Origin of the sequence: Pseudomonas sp. ADAK13, assembly GCF_012935715.1 — a bacterium.
Taxonomy (GTDB): Bacteria; Pseudomonadota; Gammaproteobacteria; order Pseudomonadales; family Pseudomonadaceae; genus Aquipseudomonas.
In genome coordinates, this window is sequence record NZ_CP052860.1 from 2540366 (window position 1) to 2565390 (window position 25025).

Annotated in this window: 22 protein-coding genes; 13 read left to right on the plus strand and 9 right to left on the minus strand. The window is 59.9% G+C overall.

Annotated features, from left to right (window positions below; all coding sequences use genetic code 11):
• Positions 1–218: 218 nt before the first annotated feature.
• A complete protein-coding gene (ppx, locus tag HKK54_RS11770) occupies positions 219–1721 on the minus strand; it encodes an exopolyphosphatase (RefSeq protein ID WP_010167962.1) in 1503 nt (500 codons plus the stop codon).
• Between the two features lie 480 nt (positions 1722–2201).
• Between ppx and HKK54_RS11775 the strand changes: the two genes are divergently transcribed.
• The 4 genes from HKK54_RS11775 to HKK54_RS11790 all read left to right on the plus strand — a co-directional run bounded on the left by HKK54_RS11775 (position 2202) and on the right by HKK54_RS11790 (position 6772).
• The gene (locus HKK54_RS11775) at positions 2202–2849 is read left to right on the plus strand and encodes a DUF1120 domain-containing protein (RefSeq protein ID WP_010167959.1); all 648 of its coding nucleotides are present in this window, start codon (positions 2202–2204) and stop codon (positions 2847–2849) included.
• Between the two features lie 141 nt (positions 2850–2990).
• Positions 2991–3683, plus strand: a complete 693-nt coding sequence (locus HKK54_RS11780) for a fimbria/pilus chaperone family protein (protein WP_218192521.1) — start codon at positions 2991–2993, stop codon at positions 3681–3683.
• Positions 3684–3780: 97 nt separating this feature from the next.
• Entirely contained in the window at positions 3781–6219 is a 2439-nt protein-coding gene (locus tag HKK54_RS11785; RefSeq protein WP_169389272.1) for a fimbria/pilus outer membrane usher protein, read from the plus strand.
• A gap of 154 nt (positions 6220–6373) precedes the next feature.
• Positions 6374–6772: a hypothetical protein gene (locus HKK54_RS11790; RefSeq protein ID WP_337999221.1), complete on the plus strand. Its 399-nt coding sequence runs from the start codon at positions 6374–6376 to the stop codon at positions 6770–6772.
• Here the strand turns inward: HKK54_RS11790 and HKK54_RS11795 are convergent.
• Genes HKK54_RS11795 through HKK54_RS11810 form a run of 4 tightly spaced genes read right to left on the minus strand, consistent with a single transcriptional unit; the run spans position 6744 to position 9590 of the window.
• On the minus strand, positions 6744–7481 hold the full coding sequence (locus tag HKK54_RS11795) for an amino acid ABC transporter ATP-binding protein (protein ID WP_010167951.1): 738 nt from the start codon (positions 7479–7481) through the stop codon (positions 6744–6746). The two genes, HKK54_RS11790 and HKK54_RS11795, sit on opposite strands and share 29 nt — an antisense overlap.
• A complete protein-coding gene (locus HKK54_RS11800; RefSeq protein WP_010167949.1) occupies positions 7468–8118 on the minus strand; it encodes an amino acid ABC transporter permease in 651 nt (216 codons plus the stop codon). The genes HKK54_RS11795 and HKK54_RS11800 overlap by 14 nt, the downstream gene beginning before the upstream one ends.
• Complete coding sequence (locus HKK54_RS11805) at positions 8115–8783, minus strand: amino acid ABC transporter permease (protein WP_003213995.1); 669 nt, start codon at positions 8781–8783, stop codon at positions 8115–8117. Before HKK54_RS11805 ends, HKK54_RS11800 begins: the two co-directional genes overlap by 4 nt.
• 21 nt (positions 8784–8804) lie before the next feature.
• The gene (locus HKK54_RS11810) at positions 8805–9590 is read right to left on the minus strand and encodes a transporter substrate-binding domain-containing protein (protein WP_010167947.1); all 786 of its coding nucleotides are present in this window, start codon (positions 9588–9590) and stop codon (positions 8805–8807) included.
• A 254-nt stretch (positions 9591–9844) separates the two neighbouring features.
• On the opposite strand from HKK54_RS11810, the gene HKK54_RS11815 reads away from it, so the two are divergent.
• From HKK54_RS11815 to HKK54_RS11840, 6 genes are all read left to right on the plus strand, one after another.
• Entirely contained in the window at positions 9845–10540 is a 696-nt protein-coding gene (locus HKK54_RS11815; RefSeq protein WP_169386869.1) for a FadR/GntR family transcriptional regulator, read from the plus strand.
• Between the two features lie 121 nt (positions 10541–10661).
• The gene (gene trxA, locus HKK54_RS11820; protein ID WP_003213989.1) at positions 10662–10991 is read left to right on the plus strand and encodes a thioredoxin TrxA; all 330 of its coding nucleotides are present in this window, start codon (positions 10662–10664) and stop codon (positions 10989–10991) included.
• Between the two features lie 234 nt (positions 10992–11225).
• Positions 11226–12485 carry a transcription termination factor Rho gene (gene rho / locus HKK54_RS11825; protein ID WP_008438874.1) on the plus strand — a complete coding sequence of 420 codons (1260 nt, stop codon included), beginning with the start codon at positions 11226–11228 and terminating at the stop codon, positions 12483–12485.
• 156 nt (positions 12486–12641) lie between these two features.
• Positions 12642–14627, plus strand: a complete 1986-nt coding sequence (locus HKK54_RS11830) for an acyltransferase family protein (protein ID WP_169386870.1) — start codon at positions 12642–12644, stop codon at positions 14625–14627.
• 89 nt (positions 14628–14716) lie between these two features.
• Positions 14717–16183: a 4-hydroxy-3-polyprenylbenzoate decarboxylase gene (ubiD, locus tag HKK54_RS11835; protein WP_169386871.1), complete on the plus strand. Its 1467-nt coding sequence runs from the start codon at positions 14717–14719 to the stop codon at positions 16181–16183.
• Positions 16183–17151, plus strand: a complete 969-nt coding sequence (locus HKK54_RS11840; protein ID WP_010167939.1) for a CDP-6-deoxy-delta-3,4-glucoseen reductase — start codon at positions 16183–16185, stop codon at positions 17149–17151. Before ubiD ends, HKK54_RS11840 begins: the two co-directional genes overlap by 1 nt.
• Positions 17152–17203: 52 nt before the next feature.
• On the opposite strand, the gene HKK54_RS11845 is transcribed toward HKK54_RS11840, so the two are convergent.
• On the minus strand, positions 17204–17680 hold the full coding sequence (locus tag HKK54_RS11845) for a hypothetical protein (protein ID WP_010167937.1): 477 nt from the start codon (positions 17678–17680) through the stop codon (positions 17204–17206).
• Between the two features lie 327 nt (positions 17681–18007).
• Here HKK54_RS11845 and HKK54_RS11850 point away from each other — a divergent pair, with 327 nt between their 5' ends.
• Together HKK54_RS11850 and HKK54_RS11855 are read left to right on the plus strand one after the other, a co-directional pair.
• On the plus strand, positions 18008–20401 hold the full coding sequence (locus tag HKK54_RS11850) for a TonB-dependent receptor plug domain-containing protein (RefSeq protein WP_169386872.1): 2394 nt from the start codon (positions 18008–18010) through the stop codon (positions 20399–20401).
• Between the two features lie 40 nt (positions 20402–20441).
• Positions 20442–21095, plus strand: coding sequence for a gamma-glutamylcyclotransferase (locus HKK54_RS11855; RefSeq protein ID WP_169386873.1), 654 nt, complete (start codon positions 20442–20444; stop codon positions 21093–21095).
• Here HKK54_RS11855 and glpT read toward each other — a convergent pair.
• From glpT to HKK54_RS11870, 3 genes are all read right to left on the minus strand, one after another.
• Entirely contained in the window at positions 21092–22429 is a 1338-nt protein-coding gene (gene glpT, locus HKK54_RS11860) for a glycerol-3-phosphate transporter (protein ID WP_010167932.1), read from the minus strand. The genes HKK54_RS11855 and glpT overlap by 4 nt on opposite strands.
• Before the next feature lie 341 nt (positions 22430–22770).
• A complete protein-coding gene (locus HKK54_RS11865) occupies positions 22771–23382 on the minus strand; it encodes a flagellar basal body-associated protein FliL (protein ID WP_169386874.1) in 612 nt (203 codons plus the stop codon).
• A gap of 75 nt (positions 23383–23457) precedes the next feature.
• Entirely contained in the window at positions 23458–24435 is a 978-nt protein-coding gene (locus tag HKK54_RS11870; protein ID WP_010167930.1) for an NADPH:quinone oxidoreductase family protein, read from the minus strand.
• A gap of 149 nt (positions 24436–24584) precedes the next feature.
• On the opposite strand from HKK54_RS11870, the gene HKK54_RS11875 reads away from it, so the two are divergent.
• A complete protein-coding gene (locus HKK54_RS11875) occupies positions 24585–24992 on the plus strand; it encodes a flagellar basal body-associated protein FliL (RefSeq protein WP_010167929.1) in 408 nt (135 codons plus the stop codon).
• The last annotated feature ends 33 nt before the right edge of the window (positions 24993–25025 follow it).

Sequence of the window (25025 nt, forward strand, 5' to 3'; positions counted from 1 at the left end):
GCATAAAAAAACGGCCCTATCGAGGGCCGTTTTTTTTGGGGCGCATAGGCATCAACAGAGCAGGGGATGCTTTTGTGGTGAGGGGGCTTGTCCCCCGCTGGGCTGCGCAGCAGCCCCTGATAACGCTACATCGCCCTGTCTGTCAGATTAGTTTTGCAGGTTTTGGGGCTGCTTCGCAGCCCAACGGGGGACAAGCCCCCTCGCCACAGTAGATCGTATCAGCGAACGTTCAGCGTAAACCCAACCCGCGTCAGCCACTCCGCTTCCTGGGCGAAATCCGCCTGGGTCAGCTGGTTTTCATCCAGCCAGTTTTTCGGGAACACCACATCCAGGCTGTCGGCATTGGCGCGCAGCACCACTTGCGGCATTTCCTGGGTACCACGGATGTGGTGGAACAGGATCGCAAAGCGCAGCAGCGCGCACAGGCGAATCAGCTTGATGCCTTCATCACCGAACTCGGCAAACTTGTCCTTCGGAATATTGCGACGGTGGCCGCGTACGAGCAGTGCGAGCATCTGCTGGTCTTCCCGGGAGAAGCCCGCCAGGTCCGAGTGCTCGATCAGGTAGGCGCCGTGCTTGTGGTAATGGTAGTGAGCGATGTCCAGCCCCACTTCATGGACCTTCGCGGCCCAACCCAGCAGTTCGCGCCAGACGCCGTCTTCCAGGTCCCAATCCGCTGCTACCTGGTCGAAGGCATGCAGCGCCTTGCGTTCAACCCGCGCCGCCTGTTCCAGGTCGACGTGGTAACGCTCCATCAGCGAGCTGAGGGTGCGTTCACGGACGTCCTCGTGGTGATGGCGGCCCAGCAGGTCATACAGCACACCTTCACGCAGGGCGCCGTCACAGTGGTCCATGCGTTGCAGTTCGAGGGCATCGAAAATCGCTTCGAGAATCGCCAGGCCCGCCGGGAAAATGGTGCGGCGGTCAGGCTTGATGCCGTCGAAGTCGATCTTCTCGGCATCCCCCAGCTTGAACAGCTTGCGCTTGAGCCAGGCCAGGCCTTCAGCGTTGACCTCACCGGCGCCGTGGCCGCCGGCCTTGAGCGCCAGGCCGATGGCGCGAATGGTGCCGGAAGAACCGATGGCCTCATCCCACGTCAGGCGGTGCAGGGCGTGCTCGATGCTCATGATCTCCAGCCGCGCCGCCGTGTACGCCTGGGCGTAACGGGCCGGGGTGATCTTGCCGTCCTTGAAATAGCGTTGGGTGTAGCTCACGCAACCCATCTGCAGGCTTTCGCGCAGCAGCGGCTCAAAACGCTGGCCAATGATGAACTCGGTACTGCCACCGCCGATGTCGGCCACCAGGCGCTTGCCCGGCGTATCGGCGAGTGTGTGGGACACGCCGAGGTAGATCAGGCGCGCTTCTTCACGGCCGGAGATGACCTCTACCGGGTGCCCGAGGATCTCCTCGGCACGGCGGATAAATTCGCCACGGTTGCGGGCTTCACGCAAGGCGTTGGTCCCGACGATCCGCACGGCACCCGGGGGCATGCCGTTGATCAGTTGGGCAAAGCGCTTGAGGCAATCGAGCCCGCGCTGCATGGATTCTTCATTGAGCTGACGCTCGTCGTCGATCCCGGCAGCCAGTTGCACTTTCTCGCCGAGCCGCTCAAGGATGCGGATTTCGCCGTTCTGGGCCTTGGCCACGACCATGTGAAAGCTGTTGGAGCCCAGGTCGATGGCGGCGATCAGGGACAGATTCTTGGCTTGGGATTGCGGCATGGGTAAGGGGTCTCGGTCGATAACCTCGCCATCGTGCCACGATCAACCGCTGACGCCAACGCGTAGTGCTATGGGAATTCTCCTATAGCTGTCCTGGAGCAAGATTTGTAGGAAATGTAGGGCGATTACTTTTGCGTCTGACGTTAAGTCCGAAGGGTATATAGGAAATAATTAATTTCCTCGATTTGGATGTTTTTACTGAATTTGCCTACGCTGGCGTATTACTTGTCCGGTCGATATGTTGCTTAGGACTACCGGCAGATCGGTTTGCAATGACAATCACTTTTTACTGCTCTGACAGTAGTTAAGGGTTTGTCTTATTCTTTCTCTGGGTATTAAAGAGCGAGACTGTCACTCGGCAATTAGGCCGTGGTGCTATTTATTTATGGTTTTGTATTTCAAGGATGAAGTGCGGTAGGGCAGTGGAGCGGCCCTGGCGATAATAAAAGGCGCCTGATAACTTTTAGTGACAGGTTGAACATGAAGAAAATATTGGGTTTGACGATGGGCGTTGTTTGCCTGGCTGCAAGTATTGGTGCTCAAGCGACGACAAATGCACAGTTGATTGTCAGGGGCACTATTATTCCCGGCGCCTGCAATCTCAGCCTGGGCGCTGGCGGAATTATTGATTACGGCCCGATTCTCTCTGGTGAGTTGTCGCCGACGGCCTTTAACCCCCGCGAAGAAAAGATCACCTCGCTGGTCGTCAATTGCGGTACCACCCCAGCGCAGTTCGGATTGACCCTTACCGACCTGCAAGCCCACACCAAAGTCCCGGGCATCCTGGGTGCTGGTTACACTGAGGCGCAAAATTATGGCTTGGGCGCCGAAGGCTCACGGCGCACCGGTGGTTACTCGGTTACTCTCCGGGACCTCAGGGCTGCGGGTGTAGTTCTGAATCCGATCATGCGGGTCGGCGGCGGGGCTTGGCAGAACAGTGATGGCAAAGTGGCCCAAACCCCCAGTCAATACTCGTGGCGCAACGGGGTGACTATTGTACCGGCCCGTGTTGCGCAACTAACAGGGACACTCGCAGTAAAGGCGGTTATCAACCGGGGGCAAGACTTAAACCTTACCCAGGATATTACGCTCGATGGGCGCACGACTCTCGTATTGAATTACATCTAAACGCCTGAAACAGCCGGTATTGAAACGGGAGCTTCTAAAAGTTTTCCGTTTCCTATCGGCTGCGCTTATCGGTTTATTTGTTAGGCAGCTGTTACTTTTAATGTGCGGGAGAGCTCAGTGAGTAGTCTTTCAAGGGGCACTATGGCGCTGCTGTGGTGTGCAAGTTGTGCTTTATTTTTTTCCTGCATGGCAGTAGCAGACGGTATGCAGCCCGAAACAACGGTTGTCGTTCTTTATGAAGAGGATGGAGAGGCGACGATCAACATAAGAAACACGGATGCCGGCCCTGCGCTACTTCATTCGGTCATTGAGAATATCCCCGAGGACCAGGAACCACTGTTGATTGTCACGCCGCCCATTACCCGTGTAGAAAGCGGCGAAACGCAGCTTGTGCGTTTCATCGGTACTCTTAAAGAGCCCCTCAAGACCCAGCGGTTGAAGCGTATTTCGTTCGAGGGTATTCCCCAGGCGCGTGCACCGGGGGGCACCACCATCGGAATCACCCTACGACAGAACCTGCCGTTGATCCTGCACCCGAAGGGGTTGCCCCGGCATCAATCGCCGTGGGAGTTGCTCAAATGGAAGCGGGAAGGCGAGCAACTGACCGTTCATAACGACAGTGCCTACGTAGTTCGCCTGGGACTGGAAGTACAACTGCACCCGCAAAAGCACCTGGCCATCTTGCCGCGGACCTATATTTTGCCCGGGGAAGTACTGATCGCCCAGGTTGACGGATCATTAACGGGCGTGGCTTCGGTCGAGTTTCATCCGGCCACGGTCTACGGGTATATGGTCGACAGCTACCGCGCCGCTCTTGTTGCTGATGCAGGTTGAGCGGGCCATGAGAACAATGAATATCGCAGGGCTGCGGCCCTCGCGCCAACCAGTTGTCAGCACCCCGGTTTTCTGGGTTTGCCGTACGAAGATTTTCATGGGGCTTGCAACGCTATGGGGCCTGCCCGGCTACGCCCCGGCGATTGAGTTGGGGGAGGGCTTTGATCTTGCCGCCTTGACCAGTCATGGGATTGACCCGAAGGTCTCTGATTACTTTCGCAGTGCCGCGCGGTTTCGTGAGGGGGTCCATGTGGTGGGCCTGCGAGTCAACGGAGCCCCGCTGGGGCTGGTGGATGCACGCTTCGATTACCAGGGGCAACTGTGCTTTACCCGCGGGCTGCTGGAAAAGGCTGGTTTGTGGGTGCCCACTGCAGTGATTCGCCCGGGGATTGCACCGGATCAGGCTTGTCATGACTTTCTCGGCGAATATCCCGCGACGATGGTGAGACTGCGCCCTGGCAGCGATGAGGTCTCGCTGGTGGTGCCGACCCAGTCCTTGCGCGAGCCAGAATGGGAGCCCGGGAGTTTTTCCCAGGGTGGGGCCGCGGCCTTGTTCAACTATGACGTATTGGCGTTCGATACCCGCTCGCGCGGAGCGCCTAGCCGCTATGTATCTGCTTATACCGAGGCGGGGTTCAACCTGGGTAACTGGGTTGTCCGTAGTCGTCAGTTCTATGTTTCAGACAATGGCAAGACCAGCACCGAGCATGTGCATGCTTATGCCCAGCGCGATATTGCCGCGTTGCGGTCGACGTTCCAGGTGGGTCAAATTTCCAGCAACAATCCGGTATTTGGCGGGATTCAGTTGTCGGGCGTGCAGTTTTCCCCAGACGGGCAGTCTCGAACGCCTTCTGCTGGCAACGCCGTGGTAGTCGAAGGTCTGGCGCAGGGCCAGTCGCGTATCGAAGTGCGCCAGGCAGGTGTGTTGATTCACACCACGCTGGTACCGGATGGGCCATTCAGGCTGACTGGCTTGCCGTTGCTTAATGGCACCAGCGACCTTGACGTAACCGTGATTGACGTCCGGGATGCAAAGCGCAGTTTCGTGGTGCCGGCAGCGTCCTTTCGAGGGATGGCCCCGGTAACGCCTGGTTATTACTTCTCCCTTGGCAAAGTGCGCGAGCGCTCAACCGACGACATCGAGCAGCCGGTAGTTGCCATGGGCAGCGGGACCTGGGGTGTTGGGCGGGGTGCATCGGTGGGTTTCGGATTGCTCAGTACCGATGACTATCAAGCCGCAGGCGGCACCCTGAGCAGTGTCTTCTTCCAGCGGGTTTCCGTGGGCCTGCGCCACACTCTTTCCCGTGACGGGCTGGACGAATTATCCGGAGCACGCAGCACGCTGTCCCTTGGCAGTCCATTGGTCGCCGGTATCGACATCAGCCTGAGCGCCACCACACAGACCCGGGGTTACCGCGAGGTACTGGAAGCGGGACAGTCATCAAGGGTCGATGATCTGGACGCCCGCTTCAAGAATCAGTACACGGCGGGTTTGAGTTGGGCCGAGCCGTCACTGGGCGGCTTCTCAATCAGCTATACCCGCAGCTCACAATTTGACGGACAAGCAACCGGGCACCTGTTTGCCTCGTGGAACAAAACGTTCAGTGGCGTCGATGTTTCGTTGATTGCCGATTCCCAGGTCGGTGGATCGCAGCCGCGCAATCAAAACGGTTTTGTCAGGGTGCGCCGTGAGGAGCAGGGGCCGGGAGGCGTGTCGATGCGGCTTCAGGTCAGCGTCCCCCTGGGAGAAGACCGTCGCCTGAGATCCTACGCCAGCCGTCGTGGCGACAGGTTCGATGTGGGCACCGCGCTCAGTGAGCGAGTCAATGAGTATGTGAACTATGAGGTGGCTGCGGAGCGGGATGTTGCCGACCGTGAGCAAACGGTTCGCGGCCATGTGGACGTAATGCCGCGCTATACCCGTGTCGGGCTCGGCGTGAGCCGCGACCCGTTGGGCACCAGTTATACCGGGCAATTGCACGGTGGCGTTGTGGCCCATGAGCGCGGGCTGACGTTCTCGCCCTACAGCGTTCAAGACACCTTCGGCGTCCTCTCTGTGGGTGATATTGGCGCCGCGAGGGTAGCGACCCCTCAGGGGCCGGTCTGGACGGACTATCGAGGGCATGCGGTGATTGCCGGCCTGCCGGCTTATACCAGCAGCCGCATTGAGGTACAGACCCAATCCCTGCCCAAGCGCGTCGATCTGAAGAACGGGACCAAGGTCCTCGCCGCCGGTCGCGGGTCCTTCAATACTGTGGATTTCGATGTGGTGAAAGTTCGCCGCGTACTGCTTGAAGCGCAAGACGAACAGGGGCGTCCTCTGCCTCAAGGCGCCTCGGTGTTCAGCAGGGACAATACCTTCCTGACCAGCGTCGTGGGGGAGGGAATGATCTTCCTGAACAATCTCAGTGAGCAGCAAACCCTGCATGTCTCACTGCCAGACTCAAGCATCTGCCTGTTGCACCTGAACCCTGAGCAAGAGATCAACGATGACAAACTCTACGAAACGGCTGGGGCGGTGTGTGTTGCCCGCTGAGCCTGGAAGCCTGCGATTGGGGCTTATGCTGTACTTCTTGCTTTTTGTAATCGCCATGGCGAACGAGGCGCGTGCTGATACGTGTCGACTGTCCTTGAGTCAGCCGCGGATTGACTATGGTCCTGTTCGGCATGGGCAGCAGGATGGCCAATCGGTGTCCTTGGGCACGCGTACCCTGCACCTGAACGTTGTCTGTGCTGATGCGTCGGTGATGGCGTTGCGATTTAGCGGCGTGCCAGCGGATGGCCAGGGATTCCGCTTTGGTCGCCAGGGGCAATTCACCCTGAACCTCAAGCACGCCCAGGTCGATGGCCAGGCTGTTGAATGGGCAGTCGCCCACTTGCCCGTCGAACCTGCCACCGGGCGCCTGTTGCCTGGCCAGACGCTGGTTGCGCGAGCGGCAGGATTGCCGTTGGTGGGCCGTCGGTTGACGGCCCAGGTTGATGTTGAGGCGCACGTGCCTTCCGCGGCCCTCGGGGTACGCAGCGAGACGCTGCTGGAGGGGCTGGGAAACCTTGAGCTGGTCAGCCTGGCTGTTCCACCGAACCGATGAAATTGGCCAGCTCGGCGGTCTGCGGGTTGGCAAACAGGATTTTCGGGTCGCCGACTTCGTGCACCTTGCCCTGGTGCATGAACACCAGCTTGTCGCCCACTTCCCGGGCAAAACGCATTTCATGGGTGACCATGATCAGCGTCATCCCATCCTTGGCCAGTTGGCGCACCACGCTGAGCACTTCGTTGACCAGTTCCGGGTCCAGGGCCGAGGTGATTTCATCGCACAGCAACACCTTGGGCGACATTGCCAGCGCCCGGGCGATGGCTACCCGCTGCTGCTGGCCGCCGGACAAGCGATCGGGGAAGGCGTCGAACTTCTCCCCCAGCCCAACCCGTTCGAGCATTTGTCGCGCCAGCTGCGCGGCCTTGGCCTTGGGTACTTTCTGCACCACCTGGGGGGCGAGCATGACGTTTTCCCCCACGGTCAGGTGCGGGAACAGGTTGAACTGCTGGAACACCATGCCGACTTTCTGCCGCAAGCTGCGCAGGTCGGCGCGTGCGGCGTCGAGGTATTCGCCGTCCACTTCGATCACCCCGTCGTTGATCGACTCCAGGCCATTGAGGGTACGCAGCAAGGTGGATTTGCCCGAGCCGCTGCGGCCGATGATCGCCACCACCTGGCCTTCTTCGACACTCAGGTCGATGCCCTTGAGTACATGGTGATCGCCGTAATACTTATGCAGGGCGGAAATTCTAAGCAGAGGCATGCAGTCTCCTTTCCAGGTAGCGCGCACTGAGGGACAAGGGGTAGCAGAGCAGGAAGTAACCCAGCGCCACCAGGCCATAGACCATGAAGGGTTCGAAGGTAGCGTTGGCGAGCATGCCGCCGGTTTTGGTCAGCTCGGTAAAGCCGATGATCGAGGTCACGGCGGTGCCTTTGACCACTTGCACCGAGAAACCCACGGTCGGCGCCACGGCAATGCGCAGGGCCTGGGGCAGGATCACGTAGCGCAGTTGTTCAAGCGGATTCAGGGCCAGGCTCGCGGACGCCTCCCATTGCCCGTGGGCGATGGAGTCGACGCAGCCCCGCCAGATCTCGGCCAGGTAGGCACTGGTGAACAGGGTCAAGGCAATCGCCGCTGCCAGCCAGGGCGAAATGTCCACGCCGAGCAAGGCGATGCCGAAGAACACCAGGAACAGCTGCATCAGCAGCGGCGTGCCCTGGAACAGTTCGATGTAGGTGCGGGCGACGTTGCGCGGGAAGGCCTTGTTACTGATGCGCAGGGTCATCACCAGCAAGCCGATCACGCCGCCGCCGATAAACGCCACCAGCGACAACAGCAAGGTCCACTGCAAGCCGGTGGCCAGGTTGCGCACGATGTCCCAGAAGGAAAAATCACTCATCGGGCGTTCCTCATCACATAGCGCCGACCGATCCAGTTGAGCAATTGGCGGATCATCAGTGCCATGCACAGGTAGACCAGGGTGGTCAGCGCGTAGGTTTCAAACGCACGGAAGTTGCGCGACTGGATAAAGTTGGCGGCAAAGCTCAGCTCTTCAGTGGCGATCTGCGAGCAGACCGCAGAACCGAGCATCACGATGATGATCTGGCTGCTCAAGGCCGGCCAGACCTTGCCCAGTGCCGGCAGCAGCACCACGTGGCGGAACGCTTCGAAGCGCGTCATCGCCAGTGCGGCCGCCGCTTCCAGTTGCCCGCGAGGGATCGCCTGGATCCCGGCGCGGATGATCTCCGTGGAGTACGCCCCGAGGTTGATCACCATCGCCAGCACCGCCGCCTGCCATTCGGTGATTTTCAGACCGAGGGACGGCAGGCCGAAGAAGATGAAAAACAACTGCACGAGGAACGGCGTGTTGCGGATCAACTCGACATACACCCCGAAGATCCAACTGAACGGCTGGATCTTCCACGCCCGCACCACGGCGCCGACGATTCCCAGCGCCACGCCCAGCACCGCACCGATGGCGGTCAGTTCAAGGGTGAACAGCGCGCCGCGCAGCAACAGATCGGTATTGGCCAGAACCGGCACAAAGTCGAATTGATAGGCCATAGTTAACCCTCGTTACCGCGATCAGAGATCAGCCGGCAGCGGCTCTTTAAGCCACTGCATTGCGTTCTTTTCCAGGCTGCCGTCGGCCTTGGCTGCCACCAGGATCTGGTTGACCTTGTCCAGCAACGCCGGCTCATTCTTGTTCACGCCCACGTACACCGGCGAGTCCTTGAGCTTCACTTTCAGTGCCGGCACGCGCTTGGGGTTGCGCTCGCTGATAGCCACCATCACCACGTTGCCGCTGGCGATCAGGTCCACCTGGCCGGCCAGGTAGGCGGCGATGGTCGAGTTGTTGTCTTCAAAGCGCTTGATCGTGGCTTCTTTAGGCGCAACGGCGGTCAGCTCGATGTCTTCAATGGCGCCACGGGTCACGCTGATGGTTTTGCCCTTGAGGTCGTCAACGGTGCTGACCGGCGCATCCGGCGGGCCGAACACGGCGAGGTAGAACGGCGCGTAGGCCTTGGAGAAGTCGATGACCTTCTCCCGTTCGGCGTTCTTGCCCAGGCTTGAAATCACCAGGTCGACCTTGCCGGTGGTGAGGAACGGAATGCGGTTGGTGCTGTTGACCGGGGTCAGTTCAAGTTTGACCTTGAGCTGGTCGGCCAGCAGTTTTGCGGTGTCGATGTCCAGGCCGCGGGGCTTCATGTCGGGGCCGACCGAGCCGAACGGCGGGAAGTCCTGAGGCACGGCCACCTTGAGGGTGCCACGGGCGACGATATCGTCCAGACCGTTGGCCTGGGCGGGCGCCTGGCTCAGCATCAGGCTGGCAAACAGGGCAGTGAGCAGGGCGCTGCAACGCTTGGTCATGGCAACTCTCCGAAAAGGACGAAAGGATTTTCTGAGTTTTGCCAGTGCACAGCCCATGCCAGTACTGCTCTTATTCGCGCAAAGGCCGGTAGCCGTTGAGTTCTGGCGGTCTTACTGGTCTGAACAGTTGATGCGCTTTCTGCACCCTTTTCGAGCGCCGCCAAAACCGCGCGAGCCCCTTTGGGGCGTGGCTTGCCGGGCGTCGAGAATAGCTTTACAACTAGCCGCTCAGTTGACGGGAAATTTGAGTTTTTATGAATTCCATCGCCCAAGCCGTACCGGAAGTGGCGTTACAGGCCATCCGCAAATTGATCGCCGATGAGGGCTTCGGGCCGGGCGATGCATTGCCCTCCCAGCGCGATTTGGCGCTGCAATTGGGCGTGAGCCGGGCCTCGTTGCGTGAAGCCTTGTCATCGCTCAGTGCCCTGGGCTTGGTCAGTGTGCAGCCGGGCAAAGGCGTGTTTGTGCAAGCCGCCGAGGAAGCTCCGGGGTTGGCCTGGCCATTTACGGCACAGGCAACGCCGCTGGATATCTTTCAGTTGCGCTACGCGCTGGAAGGCTTTGCGGCGGGGCTGGCGGCAGTGACGTTGACCACCGATGAACTGGACATTCTGGAAGACAATGTCGAGGCGATGCGCAAGGAGTTAAAGACTGGCGACTTTGAAGCGGCAGCCCGGCTGGACTTCGAATTCCACCGGCGCATCCTGCTGGCCAGCGGCAATCAGGCGATGGTGAGCATCCTCAGCGCCAGTGCGGAGGTGTTTTTGGAGAGCCAGAAGCTACCGTTCATCCGGCCAGAGCGGGCCATGGAGACCTGGCAGGAACACCGCAAGATCCTCCGTGCACTGGCTCGGCGCGCCAGCGGGGCGGCGCAGAAAAGCATGCAGGAACACGTACGTAACGCGGCGCTGCGTACGGGCATTGCGTTCATCACTCCCGTGACCCCTTGAGTTGGGCTATACCCAAACTCATGCACCACCATAGCAAGAGTCAATCAGCTGCGGCTTCCTGAACGCGGGAAGGGCGGCTATGATGGGCAACGTTTTTTTTGCTTACAACCCGGAGACATCCATGAGCAACGATCTTATCAAGCACGTCACCGACGCGACCTTTGAGGCCGAAGTACTGAAGGCCCAGGGCCCGGTGCTGGTTGACTACTGGGCTGAGTGGTGCGGTCCTTGCAAAATGATCGCTCCGGTCCTGGACGACATTGCTACTACTTACGAAGGCAAGTTGACCATTGCCAAGCTGAACATCGACGACAACCAGGAAACCCCGGCCAAGCACGGCGTGCGTGGTATCCCGACCCTGATGCTGTTCAAGAACGGCAATGTCGAGGCCACCAAGGTCGGCGCGCTGTCGAAGTCCCAGCTGCAAGCTTTCCTCGACGCTAACATCTAAGCGTCCTCAAAAAGCCCCGCAAATAGCGGGGCTTTTTCGTGATACAGGGCTAGACGCTCCGAAACTCAGGTGGTACATTCGGCCCCGCACTGGTTTCTCCACTGCCCCCTGCAAGCCGTCGCCGACGCTCTCCTTTTCGATTAGTACGCGATCCTGTCGCCTTCTCTGCGGCGCGGCCTCATTAAGCCAAAAGCTTAATTTCCCCCCCTCCATAAATGATTACGTCATTCCTATATGAATCTGACTGAACTCAAGCAAAAGCCGATTACCGAACTGCTCGAATTGGCCGAACAGATGGGCATAGAAAATATGGCCCGTTCGCGCAAGCAGGACGTGATTTTCTCCCTGCTGAAAAAGCACGCGAAAAGCGGCGAGGAAATCTCCGGTGATGGCGTGCTGGAGATTCTCCAGGACGGCTTCGGCTTCCTCCGCTCTGCAGACGCCTCCTATCTTGCCGGCCCAGACGATATCTACGTCTCGCCGAGCCAGATCCGTCGCTTCAACTTGCGCACCGGTGACACCATCGTTGGCAAGATCCGCCCTCCAAAGGAAGGCGAGCGTTATTTCGCCCTGCTCAAGGTCGACACGATCAACTACGATCGTCCGGAGAACGCGAAAAACAAGATTCTCTTCGAGAACCTGACCCCGCTGTTCCCGACCGTGCGCATGAAGATGGAAGCCGGTAACGGTTCCACCGAAGACTTGACCGGTCGTGTGATCGACCTGTGCGCCCCTATCGGTAAAGGCCAGCGCGGCCTGATCGTCGCTCCGCCGAAAGCCGGTAAGACCATCATGCTGCAGAACATCGCAGCAAACATCGCCCGTAACAATCCTGAAGTTCACCTGATCGTATTGCTGATTGATGAGCGTCCGGAAGAAGTGACCGAAATGCAGCGCACCGTGCGCGGCGAAGTGGTTGCCTCGACGTTCGATGAGCCGCCAACCCGCCACGTGCAGGTTGCCGAAATGGTGATCGAGAAGGCCAAGCGCCTGGTCGAACACAAGAAAGACGTGGTGATTCTGCTCGACTCCATCACCCGTCTGGCCCGTGCCTACAACACCGTGATCCCGAGCTCCGGCAAAGTGCTCACCGGTGGTGTCGATGCCCACGCCCTGGAGAAACCGAAACGTTTCTTCGGCGCTGCGCGGAACATCGAAGAAGGCGGCTCGCTGACCATCATCGCCACCGCGCTGGTTGAAACCGGCTCGAAGATGGATGAAGTGATCTACGAAGAGTTTAAAGGTACCGGCAACATGGAACTGCCTTTGGACCGTCGTATCGCTGAGAAGCGTGTGTTCCCTGCCATCAACATCAACCGCTCCGGCACACGCCGCGAAGAGTTGCTGACCGCCGACGACGAACTGCAGCGCATGTGGATCCTGCGCAAGCTGCTGCACCCGATGGACGAAGTTGCGGCCATCGAGTTCCTTATCGACAAGCTGAAAACCACCAAGACCAACGACGAGTTCTTCTTGTCGATGAAGCGCAAGTAACACGACGCTTCAGGTCCAAAAAAATGGCGCCCTACAGGGCGCCATTTTTTTTGTTTCTGAAAAGGGAGGTTTGGCCTTAGTGTGTGTCTGTTTAGTAACAAATTGGCGTGTGTGACTACACTCGCTGTCAATCTGATCAGGCTAACAACAAGATTTATGACCATTCTCGCTTATCGCAGGGACATTGACGGCCTGCGTGCCATAGCCGTTCTCGCTGTTGTGCTGTTTCATTTTGGTGTACCGGGCTTTACCGGCGGTTTTGTCGGTGTTGACGTCTTTTTCGTGATCTCCGGTTACTTGATCACCTCGATCATCTGGCGTGAGCGTGAGGCTGGCCGCTTCAGTTTTGTCGGCTTCTGGGCTCGGAGAGCGCGGCGTATCCTGCCGGCAATGTTTGTGATGATGCTCGGCACGCTGGTGGTGGGTTGGTTTCTGCTGGCGCCCAAGGATTACAGCGAGTTGGGGCGCTCGATGCATAACCAGGTGGTGTTTATCTCCAACCTGTTTTTCATGCGCCAGGACGGCTACTTTGATGTGGCCTCCGATATCAAGCCGTTGTTGCATACCTGGTCATTGTCGGTTGAGGAGCAGTTCTACATTCTCTTCCCACTGTTGCTGACACTGCTGTCGAGCCGGCTCAAACACTGGCGTGCGGCGCTGTTTGGGTTGTTGCTGGTGTCATTCGGGATGAGTGTGTGGGCGGTGGCCCACTCTCCGGAAAGGGCTTTTTTCCTGCTGCAGATGCGTGCCTGGGAACTGTTGGCGGGCGCCATGCTGGCCGTCATGCCGGTACGTGAGTACCGCGCAAGCCCGGTGTTGGCGCAGGCCGTCAGCCTTGCCGGCCTCGGCCTGATCCTGCTGGCGGTCTTCGCCTATGACCCGAGCACGCCGTTTCCCGGCGCCGCAGCACTGTTGCCGGTAGTGGGCGTGGTCTGCCTGATTTGGGCCAACGGTCAGCAAGCTACCCTGGCGAGCAAGCTGCTGGGTAGCCGTTTGCTGGTAGGGATTGGCCTGATCTCGTACTCCTGGTACCTGTGGCACTGGCCGGTGTATGTGTTCGGCAAGTACGCCAGCGTCGACGGGCTGGGCCCGTGGGAGTTGGGCGGGTTGTTTGTGTTGAGCCTGCTGCTGGGTTATGGATCCTGGCGATTCATCGAGGCGCCATTCCGTGAGCGTCGGTTGCTGGCAGGGCGCAAGCAAATCCTGGTGGCGGCGGGTATCGCGCTTCTTGGGGTGGGACTGCTGGGCAAAGGCCTGGTCTGGACGAAGGGGTTGCCTTGGCGCCTTTCGCCCGAGGCCTTGCAGTTTGCCCAGGCGCGCGAGTGGAGCCCGGACCTCATGGCCTGTCTGGTGGATGGGGGGAAAAACCGCCACCATGGATTTTGTCATTTCGGACCTCAGTCCGGGCCAACACGTGCGTTGGTTTGGGGCGATAGCCATGCCACGGCTCTGGTTCCGGCGTTGCAAGACGGCGCGAGCAAGTACGGTGTCAGCGTCACTCAGGCAGGTTACGCCGGCTGCCTGCCGTTTAATCGTAAAGAGAGTGTTCCGGGCTGCTTGAGCTTTAACCAGCGAGTCAGCCAACTGCTGGGCCAGGAAACCTTTAGCGACGTGGTGCTGGCGGCGCGCTGGAGTCTTTATGTCTATGGGCAGCTCGATGGTGACACCGAGGCCTCACTGCTCAACCCGGCGACCGGCACCTACGATCGTGGCGTCGCCGAGCAGCGTTTCGCCGAAAGCCTGCGCGCCCTTGTGCAGCAATTGCGCGCAGGCGGCCATCGGGTGTGGTTGGTCAAGGAAGTCCCGCTGCAGGAATTCAGTCCGCCTTACCGTCTCAGTCGCCTGGCAATGCTCGACCGGCCCACCGACAGAGAGGGAATGCCCCTGGCTGAGCATCTTCAGCGCCAGGCCTATATCAGCCACGTATTCGAGCAAATCGCTGCTGCTGATCCCGAGGTAAAGGTGCTGGATCCGGCGCCGAAGCTATGCAGTGTGAATGATTGGTGCCGGGTGGAACTGGACGGTCGGTCGCTGTACACCGATGACAATCACCTCTCGGCGGTCGGCTCGCGGTATGTCGAAGGGTTCCTTGAGCCGTTGTTCAAGGCCTTGCGCAATCAAAGCCAGGCATCGGCTCGTTGAGTCGGTGTCGTCGGCAATACTGCTCAATAAGCTGCCAGCGACCGTAAGAGCAGGTAGGATGTACGCCTATTTTACGGGTGGCATGGTTAATGAAATTCAAGGATCTTCGGGATTTCGTGCAGCAACTTGAGCAGCGCGGAGAGTTGAAACGTATCCAGGTGCCGATTTCCCCGGTGCTGGAAATGACTGAGATTTGCGACCGTACCCTGCGCAACAAGGGCCCGGCGCTGCTGTTCGAAAACCCGGTGGGCTTTGATATCCCGATACTTGGCAACCTGTTCGGCACCCCCGATCGCGTGGCGTTTGGCATGGGCGCCGAGTCGGTCAGCGAACTGCGCGAGATCGGCAAGCTGCTGGCCTTCCTCAAGGAGCCCGAGCCACCCAAGGGCCTGAAGGATGCCTGGTCCAAGCTGCCGATCTTCCGCAAGATCATTGCCATGGCCCCCAAGGTCGTGAAAGACGCGGTATGCCAGGAGGTGGTCATCGAAGGCGATGACGTCGACCTCGGCATGCTGCCCGTGCAAACCTGCTGGCCCGGCGACGTCGGCCCGCTGATCACCTGGGGCCTGACCGTCACCAAGGGCCCGAACAAGGACCGCCAGAACCTCGGCATCTACCGTCAGCAAGTGATCGGCCGCAACAAGGTCATCATGCGCTGGTTGAGCCACCGTGGCGGCGCGCTGGATTTCCGTGAGTGGTGCGAAAAGCATCCCGGCCAGCCCTTCCCGGTGTCCGTGGCCCTGGGCGCAGACCCGGCGACCATTCTCGGCGCTGTGACGCCGGTGCCCGACAGCCTGTCCGAGTACGCCTTCGCCGGCCTGTTGCGCGGTAACCGCACCGAGCTGGTGAAATGCCGTGGCAACGACCTGCAAGTGCCGGCCACCGCAGAAATCATCCTTGAAGGGGTGATTCACCCGGGCGAGATGGCCGATGAAGGCCCGTACGGCGACCACACCGGCTACTACAACGAAGTGGACAGCTTCCCGGTGTTCACCGTCGAGCGTATCACCCACCGCATCAAACCGATCTACCACAGCACCTACACCGGCCGTCCACCGGATGAGCCGGCGATCCTCGGCGTGGCGTTGAACGAAGTGTTTGTGCCGATCCTGCAAAAGCAGTTTCCGGAAATCACCGACTTCTACCTGCCGCCGGAAGGCTGCTCGTACCGCATGGCCATCGTGACGATGAAGAAGTCGTACCCGGGCCACGCCAAGCGGGTAATGCTGGGTGTGTGGTCGTTTTTGCGACAGTTCATGTACACCAAGTTCGTTATTGTCACCGACGACGACATCAACGCCCGGGACTGGAACGACGTGATCTGGGCCATCACCACGCGCATGGACCCCAAGCGCGACACCGTGATGATCGATAACACGCCGATCGACTACCTCGACTTCGCCTCGCCGGTATCGGGCCTCGGCTCGAAAATGGGCTTGGACGCCACCCATAAATGGCCGGGTGAAACCACCCGTGAATGGGGCCGCGTGATCGTCAAGGACGAAGCGGTAACTGCTCGTGTCGATGCGCTCTGGAAAGAATTAGGAATAGATTGATGCGTGTAACCCTGCAGCCTTCCGGTGCGGTACTTGAGCTGACCCCCGGCGAGCGGATCCTCGAGGGCGCGCGACGCCTGGGCTACGATTGCCCTCAGGCGTGCCGCAATGGCGTGTGTCACGTGTGTGCGGCGCTGTTGGTGGAAGGCCGGGTGCAGCAAGCCGGTGAGGTGCGTGACCATGGCGAGTTCTATACCTGCATTGCCGAGCCGCTGGAAGATTGCATCGTGTTGTGGGATGGCGTGCTGGCGCCGGGAGAGTTGCCGGTGCGCAAATTGTCTTGCCAATTGAGTGAATGCGTTGAAGTGGGCGGTGACGTATGGCGCGTGCGCCTGCGGGCCCCGGCGGGCAAGCCGGTGCGTTACCACGCCGGGCAATACTTGATGATCGAGCGGGAAAATGGCGAGAAGTCGGCATTCTCCCTGGCCTCGGCGCCCCACGCCGGGCGTGAGCTGGAATTGCATGTGCTGGCCCGGGAAGACAGCGCCCGCAGCCTGCTGGAGCAATTGCAGCGCAACCAGATGGCGCGTATCGAGCTGCCGTTTGGCGACACCCACCTGGCGGAACTGCCCGACGGGCCGCTGGTGCTGATCGCCGCCGGTACCGGCATGGCGCAGATGCACAGCCTGATCGAACACTGCCGCGCCAGCGGCTTCAAGCACCCGGTGCATCTGTATTGGGGCGTACGCCGGCCAGAAGATTTCTACGACATCGAGCACTGGGACCAGTGGCTGCAACTGCCCAACCTGTTCCTGCACAAAGTGGTCAGCGACCTGTGCGGCTGGGAAGGGCGCTGCGGGTTGTTGCATGAAGCGGTCTGCGAAGACATCAGCGACCTCACGGCCGTGCACGTCTACGCCAGCGGTTCACCGGCAATGATCTATGGCACGCTGGATGCGTTGGTCGACGCCGGCATGGATGCGCACCAGATGCGCGCCGATGTATTTGCCTACGCGCCCCGTCCGTAACATGTGGTGAGGGAGCAAGCTCCCTCGCCACAGAAGCCCTTCAGCGGTTCAATCAGAACCGAACGCCTGTCGTCACCATCGCCGCATTGAACCCGAGCAACACCAGCTCGGCGGCGACCGGTCCGTAGTGAGTGCCCACCGACGGGATGATCACCGGCGCTACGCCCAGCCCATTCAGTGGAATCTTGTCGCGGTACTTGCCGCGATAGCCCTGGATCAGGCCGCCTGTCAGCTTCAAATACACTGGGTAATCGGTCATGTCGTAGCGCTTGCCGGCGTAGACGTAGTACGAACGCTGGCTGAACGAGTTGCGAAACGTTGCCCCGCCATACACCAGGCCTGACGCTTCATTGCGCTCCAGACCGATCAAATCCTGATGATTGTTGTGGTCCTTGTCCGGCGCAAAGTGCCGGGTGTAGACGCTTGTCTGGGCGTACCAGAAGCCTTTTTCGTCCTGGCTGGGTGCTTCGACCGCCAGGGCGGTGGTGGCCTGTGCCAGGAACAGCAGGCTGGAAAGTCGATATTTCATGGTGCGACCTCGATAGTCGGTGATTGGGCGGCTAAGTGGGTCGTGACAGGTGGCCATTTTGAAGGCTCAGGCCCCATAAAGGCTGAACGGGCGCTGAAGGTACCGGGCGTGCACGGCTCAATCCTGATGAGCGGACGGGCGGTGCTTATGCATTCGCTTATTCTTTAAAGGTATTTAATTTGTTACATAAATATCATTAAGCTATATGGCAACGGACTACCGACTTTCTGCCAATAACCAATAAATGACCGCCACCGTCCGCCACACGGATCGATCGTACGAGCTCAGAGCATTGACGTTCTGGCTTTTGATTCCAAGGGGAGCGGTATGGGGAGCAACAAGCAGCACCTGCTGTACACGGCGATTTTGTCGGCTAATTTGCTGACCGCTGTGGGATTCAATCCAGTGGCAGCCGCCGAAACGGCCACTGCCGATGTACCCAAACTCGACACAGTCATCGTCACCGGCACCCGCGCCCAAGAGCGCACCGCCAGTGCTTCGCTGTCACCCATCGATGTGATTTCCGGCGACACCTTGCGCAGCACCGGTTCTGACGAACTGGGCGCGGTGTTGGCCCGTTTGATTCCTTCCATCAACTTCCCACGCCCAAGCCTGGTGGACGGCGCCGAACTGGTGCGCCCGGCGCAATTGCGCGGTTTGTCACCGGACCAGGTATTGGTGCTGGTCAATGGCAAGCGCCGCCACACCAGCGCCTTCGTCAACCTCGGTGGCGCCGTGGGGCGCGGCTCGGCACCGGCGGATCTAAATGCGATCCCGCTGGCGGCGGTGGACCATATCGAAGTGCTGCGTGACGGCGCCTCCGCCCGCTATGGCTCGGATGCGATTGCCGGGGTGATCAACGTGATCCTCAAGCATGACGACCACGGCGGCTCGATCACCAGCAAGTTCGGTGAATACAAAAAGGGCGACGGCATCCAGCGCAATCTCAGCGGCAACACCGGCGTGGCGCTGGGGGATAACGGTTTTATCAACGTCTCCGCCGAAGGTGCCGACAACGATTACACCAACCGCGCCGGCAAGGATTTCCGGCCGGGCAGCGTCGGCTCGACGACCTATGGCCAGCGCGTATTCCGCCAGGGCGAACCGGCCACCGATCAGGGCAAGCTGTTTCTCAACTCGGCCTATTCCTTCAGCGACGCGGCTGAGTTCTACGCGTTTGGTGGCTACAGCAAGACCCGTGGTGAGACTGCAGCGTTCTACCGGGCCAGCAACGCGAGCAACAACATTCCTGCGCTCAACCCCAACGGTTACCTGCCGCTGATTCGCGGTGACGTGGAAGACACGTCCCTGGCGGTGGGCTTGCGCGGGTTGTTGGCCTATGACTGGCACTACGATGTGTCGATCAACTACGGCAAGAACCAGTACCAGATCGGCACTGAAACCATCAACACCTCGCTGGGCCTGGCCACGCCGCGCAAGTTCGACAACGGCACCCTGGTCAATGACCAGAAGCAACTCAGCCTGGACCTGTCGCGGGAATTCAGCCTGGGCTGGTTGCCGTACCCGGTGTCGGTCGCGTTTGGTGGCGAGTACCTGGACCAGGGTTACCAAATCAAGGCGGGTGATCCGGCGTCCTACTACCAGACCGGCAGTTCGGGCCTGGGCGGCTTCCGTGATTCCGACGCCGGCACCAGCACGCGGCATAACTGGGCGCAGTACCTCGACCTGGAAACCAACTTCACCGAAAAACTCAGCGCCTCGGCTGCCGTGCGTCACGAGGATTACAGTGATTTTGGCTCAAACGTCAGCGGCTCGCTCTCGGCCCGTTACGACTTCACCCCGCAAGTGGCCTTGCGCGGCAGTGTTTCCAACGGCTTCCGCGCGCCATCCCTGGCACAGCAAAACTTTGCCTACACCTCGTCGCAACTGATCGGCAACACCATTCAGGAAGCCGGCACCTTCCCGGCCAACAGCCAGGTGGCGCGCCTGCTCGGTGCTGAAGACCTGAAAGCCGAGAAATCCCGCAACTACAGCCTCGGCCTGGTGCTGGAGCCGACCGACAACCTGACGGTGACCGCCGACGTCTACCGCATCGACATCAGCGACCGCATCAGCCTGTCCTCCAACCTGGACCTGAGCAAGAACCCGGCGGCGCTCGCGTATCTGCAGGCCAACGGCGTCGGCAACATCAATTACACCACCGTGCGCTACTTCACCAACGCCACCGACACCACCACCAACGGCATCGACCTGGTGGCCAACTATCGCTATCAACTGGATAACGGTGTGCGCTGGAACAGCACCGTGGGCTACAACTACAACCACACCAAGGTCACCGACGTAAAAGCCAACCCGGCGGTATTGGATAGCCTGGGGGCGAGCCTGGTGCGGGTGGACCGTCGCGAGCGCATCGGCCTGTTGGGCGACACCACGCCCCAGCACAAGCTGAGCCTGGGCAACGACCTGAGTTTCGGCAATTGGGCGCTGCACAGTAATTTGGTGCGCTATGGTTCATTTACCAGCTATCAGGCAGACCCCACCAACGACCAGAGCTTCAAGGCAGCCTGGCTATTGGACCTGTCGGCCGACTACAAGCTGAAAAACTGGACCTTCACCGTCGGCGGCGACAACGTCACCGACAAGTACCCGGAAAAACTCAATGCCTACGCCAGCAGTGGTGGCAATTTGGCCTATAGCACTTTTTCGCCGTACGGTTACAGCGGCGCGTTCTATTACGGTAAAGTTGCTTACAACTGGTAACAGCTTCTCGTAACAACAAAGGAGACCTAAGCGATCTGCCATGACCGCCATTGAATCTGATCTTTTGCAATTGGCTTACCCTCCGCGGCTCGATCTGGGGCCGCAACTCACTCACGAACAGTTGATGAGTTCGATGCAGGCCACCATGGCCCGGCATAAGGGGGGACCGGTCTGGCTGTTCGCTTACGGTTCGCTGATCTGGCGACCTGAATGTTCGTCGACACAACGGATGCGGGCACGGGTCTACGGTTATCACCGGGGCTTGTACCTGTGGTCCCATGAGCATCGGGGCACGCCGGAAATACCGGGGTTGGTGTTTGGCCTGGATCGCGGTGGCTCGTGCAGCGGGTTCGCTTACCGCTTGCCGGAAGATCAACTGGATGCCTCGCTGTATGCCCTGTGGCAGCGCGAGATGCCTTACCCCTCCTACCGGCCACACTGGCTGACCTGCCGTCTTGAAGATGGCAGCCAGGTGCAGGCATTGGGATTTGTGCTGGAGCGGCACCTGCCCAGTTATGCCGGTAACTTGCCCGACATTGTGCTGAATCACGTGCTGCAAAGCGCTTGCGGGCGTTACGGTACTACGCGCGATTATGTCGAGCAGACCGTCAACGCCCTGCGTAGCCACGCCATGCCAGACAAGAATCTGGAGGCGCGGCTCAAGCGTTGTTCCAAAGGCTGTTCCGACGATTAACGTGCGGTACTGACGCTATTGGTGTGCCACAAGGTGGGGATCAGGAACGCGATCGCCAGCAGGCACGCGCCGATCAGCAGCACAAAACCACCGTCCCAGCCGAAATGGTCAACGGTGTAGCCCATGGCCGCACTCGCTGCCACTGAACCACCCAGGTAACCAAACAAGCCCGTAAAGCCCGCTGCGGTACCGGCGGCTTTCTTCGGTGCCAGTTCCAGCGCCTGCAGGCCGATCAGCATCACCGGGCCGTAGATCAGGAAGCCGATGGAGAACAGCGCGATCATGTCGATCATCGGGTTGCCCGGCGGGTTGAGCCAGTAAACCAGGGTCGCCACGGTCACCAGGCCCATGAACACAATGCCGGTCAGGCCACGGTTGCCACGGAAGATCTTGTCCGACATCCAGCCGCACAGCAGCGTGCCCGGAATGCCTGCCCACTCGTAGAAGAAGTACGCCCACGAGGTTTTATCCACGTCGAAGTGCTTGGCTTCCTTGAGGTACGTCGGTGCCCAGTCCAGCACGCCGTAGCGCAGCAGGTAGACGAAGACGTTGGCGAAGGCGATGTACCAGAGCATTTTGTTGCGCAGCACGTACTTGACGAAGATTTCCTTGGCGCTGAACTCGTCTTCGTGGCTGGCGTCGTAGCCTTCCGGGTAGTCGTTCTTGTATTGCTCGATAGGCGGCAGGCCCACCGATTGCGGGGTGTCACGCATGGTGATGAAGGCAAACGCCGCCACCAGCAGGGCCACGGTGGCCGGGACGTAGAACGCCGCGTGCCAGTCGTTGAACCAGGCCATGCCCAGCAGGAACAGCGGGCCGATCAAGCCACCGCCGACGTTATGCGCCACGTTCCAGACGGAAACCACGCCGCCGCGTTCCTTCTGCGACCACCAGTGCACCATGGTCCGCCCACTTGGCGGCCAGCCCATGCCCTGGGCCCAGCCGTTGATGAACAGCAAAATGAACATCATGGTCACGCTGGACGTTGCCCAGGGTGCGAAACCGAAAATGAACATCACCCCGGCGGACACCAGCAGGCCGAAGGGCAGGAAGTAGCGCGGGTTGGAGCGGTCGGACACCAGGCCCATGAGGAACTTGGACAGGCCGTAGGCAATCGCAATCGCCGACATCGCCAGGCCCAGTTGGCCGCGGGTGTAACCCTCGTCAATCAGGTAGGGCATGGCCAGGGAGAAGTTTTTGCGCAGCAGGTAGTACCCGGCGTAACCGAAGAAAATACCGGCGAAGATCTGCCAGCGCAGGCGTCGATACGTGCTGTCTATCTTTTCTTCAGGCAGGGGCGCCTGATGTGCGGCAGGACGGAAGAAAGCAAACATTCAAGAGCTCCAGATTTCTTGTTTTGACTGCGGATGCGAATGTTACAGTTTCGTTACCGAAAATAGCACCGCCTCTTATCTGCGGGCATAGGAATTGAGTGCAATTGCATGTTCTTTTACGAACATGTCGCTTAGAGGCAAGTGAGGGGCGTTTTCAGAGGGATGATCGCCTGGCTAACACCCTGTGGCGAGGGGGCTTGTCCCCCGTTGGGCTGCGAAGCGGCCCCAGAAAGGTATTGAGTTCTTTCAGAAAGACGGCGTGGGCTGATTCAGGGCTGCTTCGCAGCCCAACAGGGGACAAGCCCCCTCGCCACAGTTGTTATTCGATAGCTGTGAACGCTCTATCCATTCGCTGCAATATCCCCTGGAAGCAGGTGCTCCTGGACCTTCTGGCTGCGGGATTCCACCAGTTGGCCCTGATCGTCGAAGCGCAACACGATCAGCCAGTCATACACATTTTCCGGCCATTTCTTCATGCCGGTCAGCGCCGGGCCGTCGCCGCCGAAAGCTTCGATCAGCTTGTCGATATGCCCGTGATGCCAGGCGATCAGCACGGTTTGCGCCTGGTTGGACTTGCGCAGGGACTTCACCAGCTTGCCGACTTGATCGTCTGAGTAGGGGGTTTCAAGTGGGAGCTGCAGGCGCTGGGCCAGGGGTGTCAGGGTCAGGCGAGGACGGGAGCTTTCCTTGCTGTCGCTGGTGGCGATCAGCCGCTGGGGCACCACGGAGATGCCGCTCAACAGCAGAGGGTCGAAATAGCTGGCATAGGCCGCCGCCCGTTGTTCGCCCTTGGGGCTCAGCAGCGGGCCCTCATCGGGTTTTTCCGCATGGCGCACGATCAGCACCGTCACGTTGTTCAGCCCACGTACATCCTTGTCCTCTTTATGGGCAAGGGCTTGGGCCGACACCACCATCAACACCCCCAGGAACAGCGCGCGCAACCGTGTGACCATTATTCTTCCTGCCAATGAGTATGTGCCTCGGCCGATCATGGGCCCAGGCACCTCGTGGACAAAATGAAACAATCGTCAGCGTAGCTGCACCACGACCTTGCCGACAGCCTTGCGCTGGCCCAGGTCATTGATCGCCTGCGCGGCCTGCTCCAGCGGGTACACCTGAGATACCAGCGGCTTGAGCTTGCCCTCGGCAAACCAACCGAACAGTTGCTGGAAATTGGCCGCGTTGTCCTGGGGCTGGCGCTGGGCGAACGAGCCCCAGAACACCCCGACCACCGCGGCGCCTTTGAGCAGCGCCAGGTTGACCGGCAGCTCGGGAATGCGCCCGCTGGCAAAACCCACCACCAGCAGCCGGCCATTCCAGGCGATGCCGCGGATGGCCTGGTCAAACAGGTCGCCGCCTACCGGGTCGTAGATCACATCCACACCGTTGCCGCCGGTGAGGCGTTTGATCTCGTCCTTGAGGCTGGCTTCGCTGTAGTTGATCAACTCATCGGCACCGGCGGCCTTGGCCACCGCCAGCTTGTCGGCGCTGCTGGCAGCGGCGATCACCCGGGCGCCCATGGCCTTGCCGATTTCCACCGCGGCCAGGCCGACGCCGCCGGAAGCACCGAGCACCAGCAGGGTTTCCCCGGGTTGCAGGTTGGCGCGCTGCTTGAGGGCGTGCATCGAGGTGCCGTAGGTCATGCTGAAGGCGGCGGCGGTGTTGAAGTCCATGCTCGGCGGGATCGGCAGCACGTTGTAGCCCGGCACGGCGACCTGCTCGGCGAAGCTGCCCCAGCCGGTCAGCGCCATCACCCGGTCGCCGACTTTCAGGTGGCTGACCTTTTCGCCGATCTCGCTGACTACGCCCGCCGCCTCACCGCCCGGTGAAAACGGGAACGGCGGCTTGAACTGGTACTTGCCCTCGATGATCAGGGTGTCCGGGAAATTGACCCCGGCGGCATGCACGTCCAACAGGATTTCGTTCTTCTTGATCGCCGGGCTTTCGACGTCTTCCAGCACCAGGTTTTCGGCGGGGCCGAAGGCTTTGCACAGCACAGCTTTCATCGGACTATTCCTTTTGGCGTGTTGGCCGATAAGTGTAGGTGGGCAGGGCGACGGGTCAACGAGCATGCCCCGGCCTGATAAGTCGCCATAAGCTTGTGCTCAGGGCTGCTAGCGTTATGCTACTGGGCAACCGAATTGAGGAATGAACTGTGAAAGCGTGGATCCTGTTGATGCTGGCCCTGACACTGCCGACGGCAGCCCTGGCCGAAGAAGCCAAAGAAGGCGACGCGCCGAAGGTCAGCTATATCAGCCTGAGCCCGCCGTTCGTCGGCAATTACGGCCTGGATGGCACCGCGAAGCTGCGGGTATTCAAGGCGGATATCGCCCTGCGCGTGACCGGCCCCGAGGCGGCTGCTGCCGTCAAAGCCAACGATGCGTTGATTCGCAACCAACTGGTGGCGCTGTTTACCCAGCAAACCAACGACACCATGAGCAGCGTCGACGGCAAGGAAAAACTGCGCCAGGAAGCCCTGAAGCAAACCCAGCAAGTGATGAACGACGAGACCGGCAAACCGCAGGTTGAGGATTTGTTGTTCAACAACCTGATCATCCAGTAATCCCACGCAATTGACGTCTGGTAAAAGGGCGCC

Coding starts and splice junctions, on each gene's coding strand:
- HKK54_RS11855 (WP_169386873.1), top strand. CDS start 20,442: ATGACCGCCATTGAATCTGATCTTTTGCAATTGGCTTACCCTCCGCGG.
- HKK54_RS11775 (WP_010167959.1), top strand. CDS start 2,202: ATGAAGAAAATATTGGGTTTGACGATGGGCGTTGTTTGCCTGGCTGCA.
- HKK54_RS11805 (WP_003213995.1), bottom strand. CDS start 8,783: ATGGCCTATCAATTCGACTTTGTGCCGGTTCTGGCCAATACCGATCTG.
- HKK54_RS11780 (WP_218192521.1), top strand. CDS start 2,991: ATGGCGCTGCTGTGGTGTGCAAGTTGTGCTTTATTTTTTTCCTGCATG.
- glpT (WP_010167932.1), bottom strand. CDS start 22,429: ATGTTTGCTTTCTTCCGTCCTGCCGCACATCAGGCGCCCCTGCCTGAA.
- HKK54_RS11815 (WP_169386869.1), top strand. CDS start 9,845: ATGAATTCCATCGCCCAAGCCGTACCGGAAGTGGCGTTACAGGCCATC.
- ubiD (WP_169386871.1), top strand. CDS start 14,717: ATGAAATTCAAGGATCTTCGGGATTTCGTGCAGCAACTTGAGCAGCGC.
- HKK54_RS11795 (WP_010167951.1), bottom strand. CDS start 7,481: ATGCCTCTGCTTAGAATTTCCGCCCTGCATAAGTATTACGGCGATCAC.
- HKK54_RS11865 (WP_169386874.1), bottom strand. CDS start 23,382: ATGGTCACACGGTTGCGCGCGCTGTTCCTGGGGGTGTTGATGGTGGTG.
- trxA (WP_003213989.1), top strand. CDS start 10,662: ATGAGCAACGATCTTATCAAGCACGTCACCGACGCGACCTTTGAGGCC.
- HKK54_RS11785 (WP_169389272.1), top strand. CDS start 3,781: ATGGGGCTTGCAACGCTATGGGGCCTGCCCGGCTACGCCCCGGCGATT.
- HKK54_RS11810 (WP_010167947.1), bottom strand. CDS start 9,590: ATGACCAAGCGTTGCAGCGCCCTGCTCACTGCCCTGTTTGCCAGCCTG.
- HKK54_RS11845 (WP_010167937.1), bottom strand. CDS start 17,680: ATGAAATATCGACTTTCCAGCCTGCTGTTCCTGGCACAGGCCACCACC.
- HKK54_RS11800 (WP_010167949.1), bottom strand. CDS start 8,118: ATGAGTGATTTTTCCTTCTGGGACATCGTGCGCAACCTGGCCACCGGC.
- ppx (WP_010167962.1), bottom strand. CDS start 1,721: ATGCCGCAATCCCAAGCCAAGAATCTGTCCCTGATCGCCGCCATCGAC.
- HKK54_RS11870 (WP_010167930.1), bottom strand. CDS start 24,435: ATGAAAGCTGTGCTGTGCAAAGCCTTCGGCCCCGCCGAAAACCTGGTG.
- rho (WP_008438874.1), top strand. CDS start 11,226: ATGAATCTGACTGAACTCAAGCAAAAGCCGATTACCGAACTGCTCGAA.
- HKK54_RS11850 (WP_169386872.1), top strand. CDS start 18,008: ATGGGGAGCAACAAGCAGCACCTGCTGTACACGGCGATTTTGTCGGCT.
- HKK54_RS11840 (WP_010167939.1), top strand. CDS start 16,183: ATGCGTGTAACCCTGCAGCCTTCCGGTGCGGTACTTGAGCTGACCCCC.
- HKK54_RS11830 (WP_169386870.1), top strand. CDS start 12,642: ATGACCATTCTCGCTTATCGCAGGGACATTGACGGCCTGCGTGCCATA.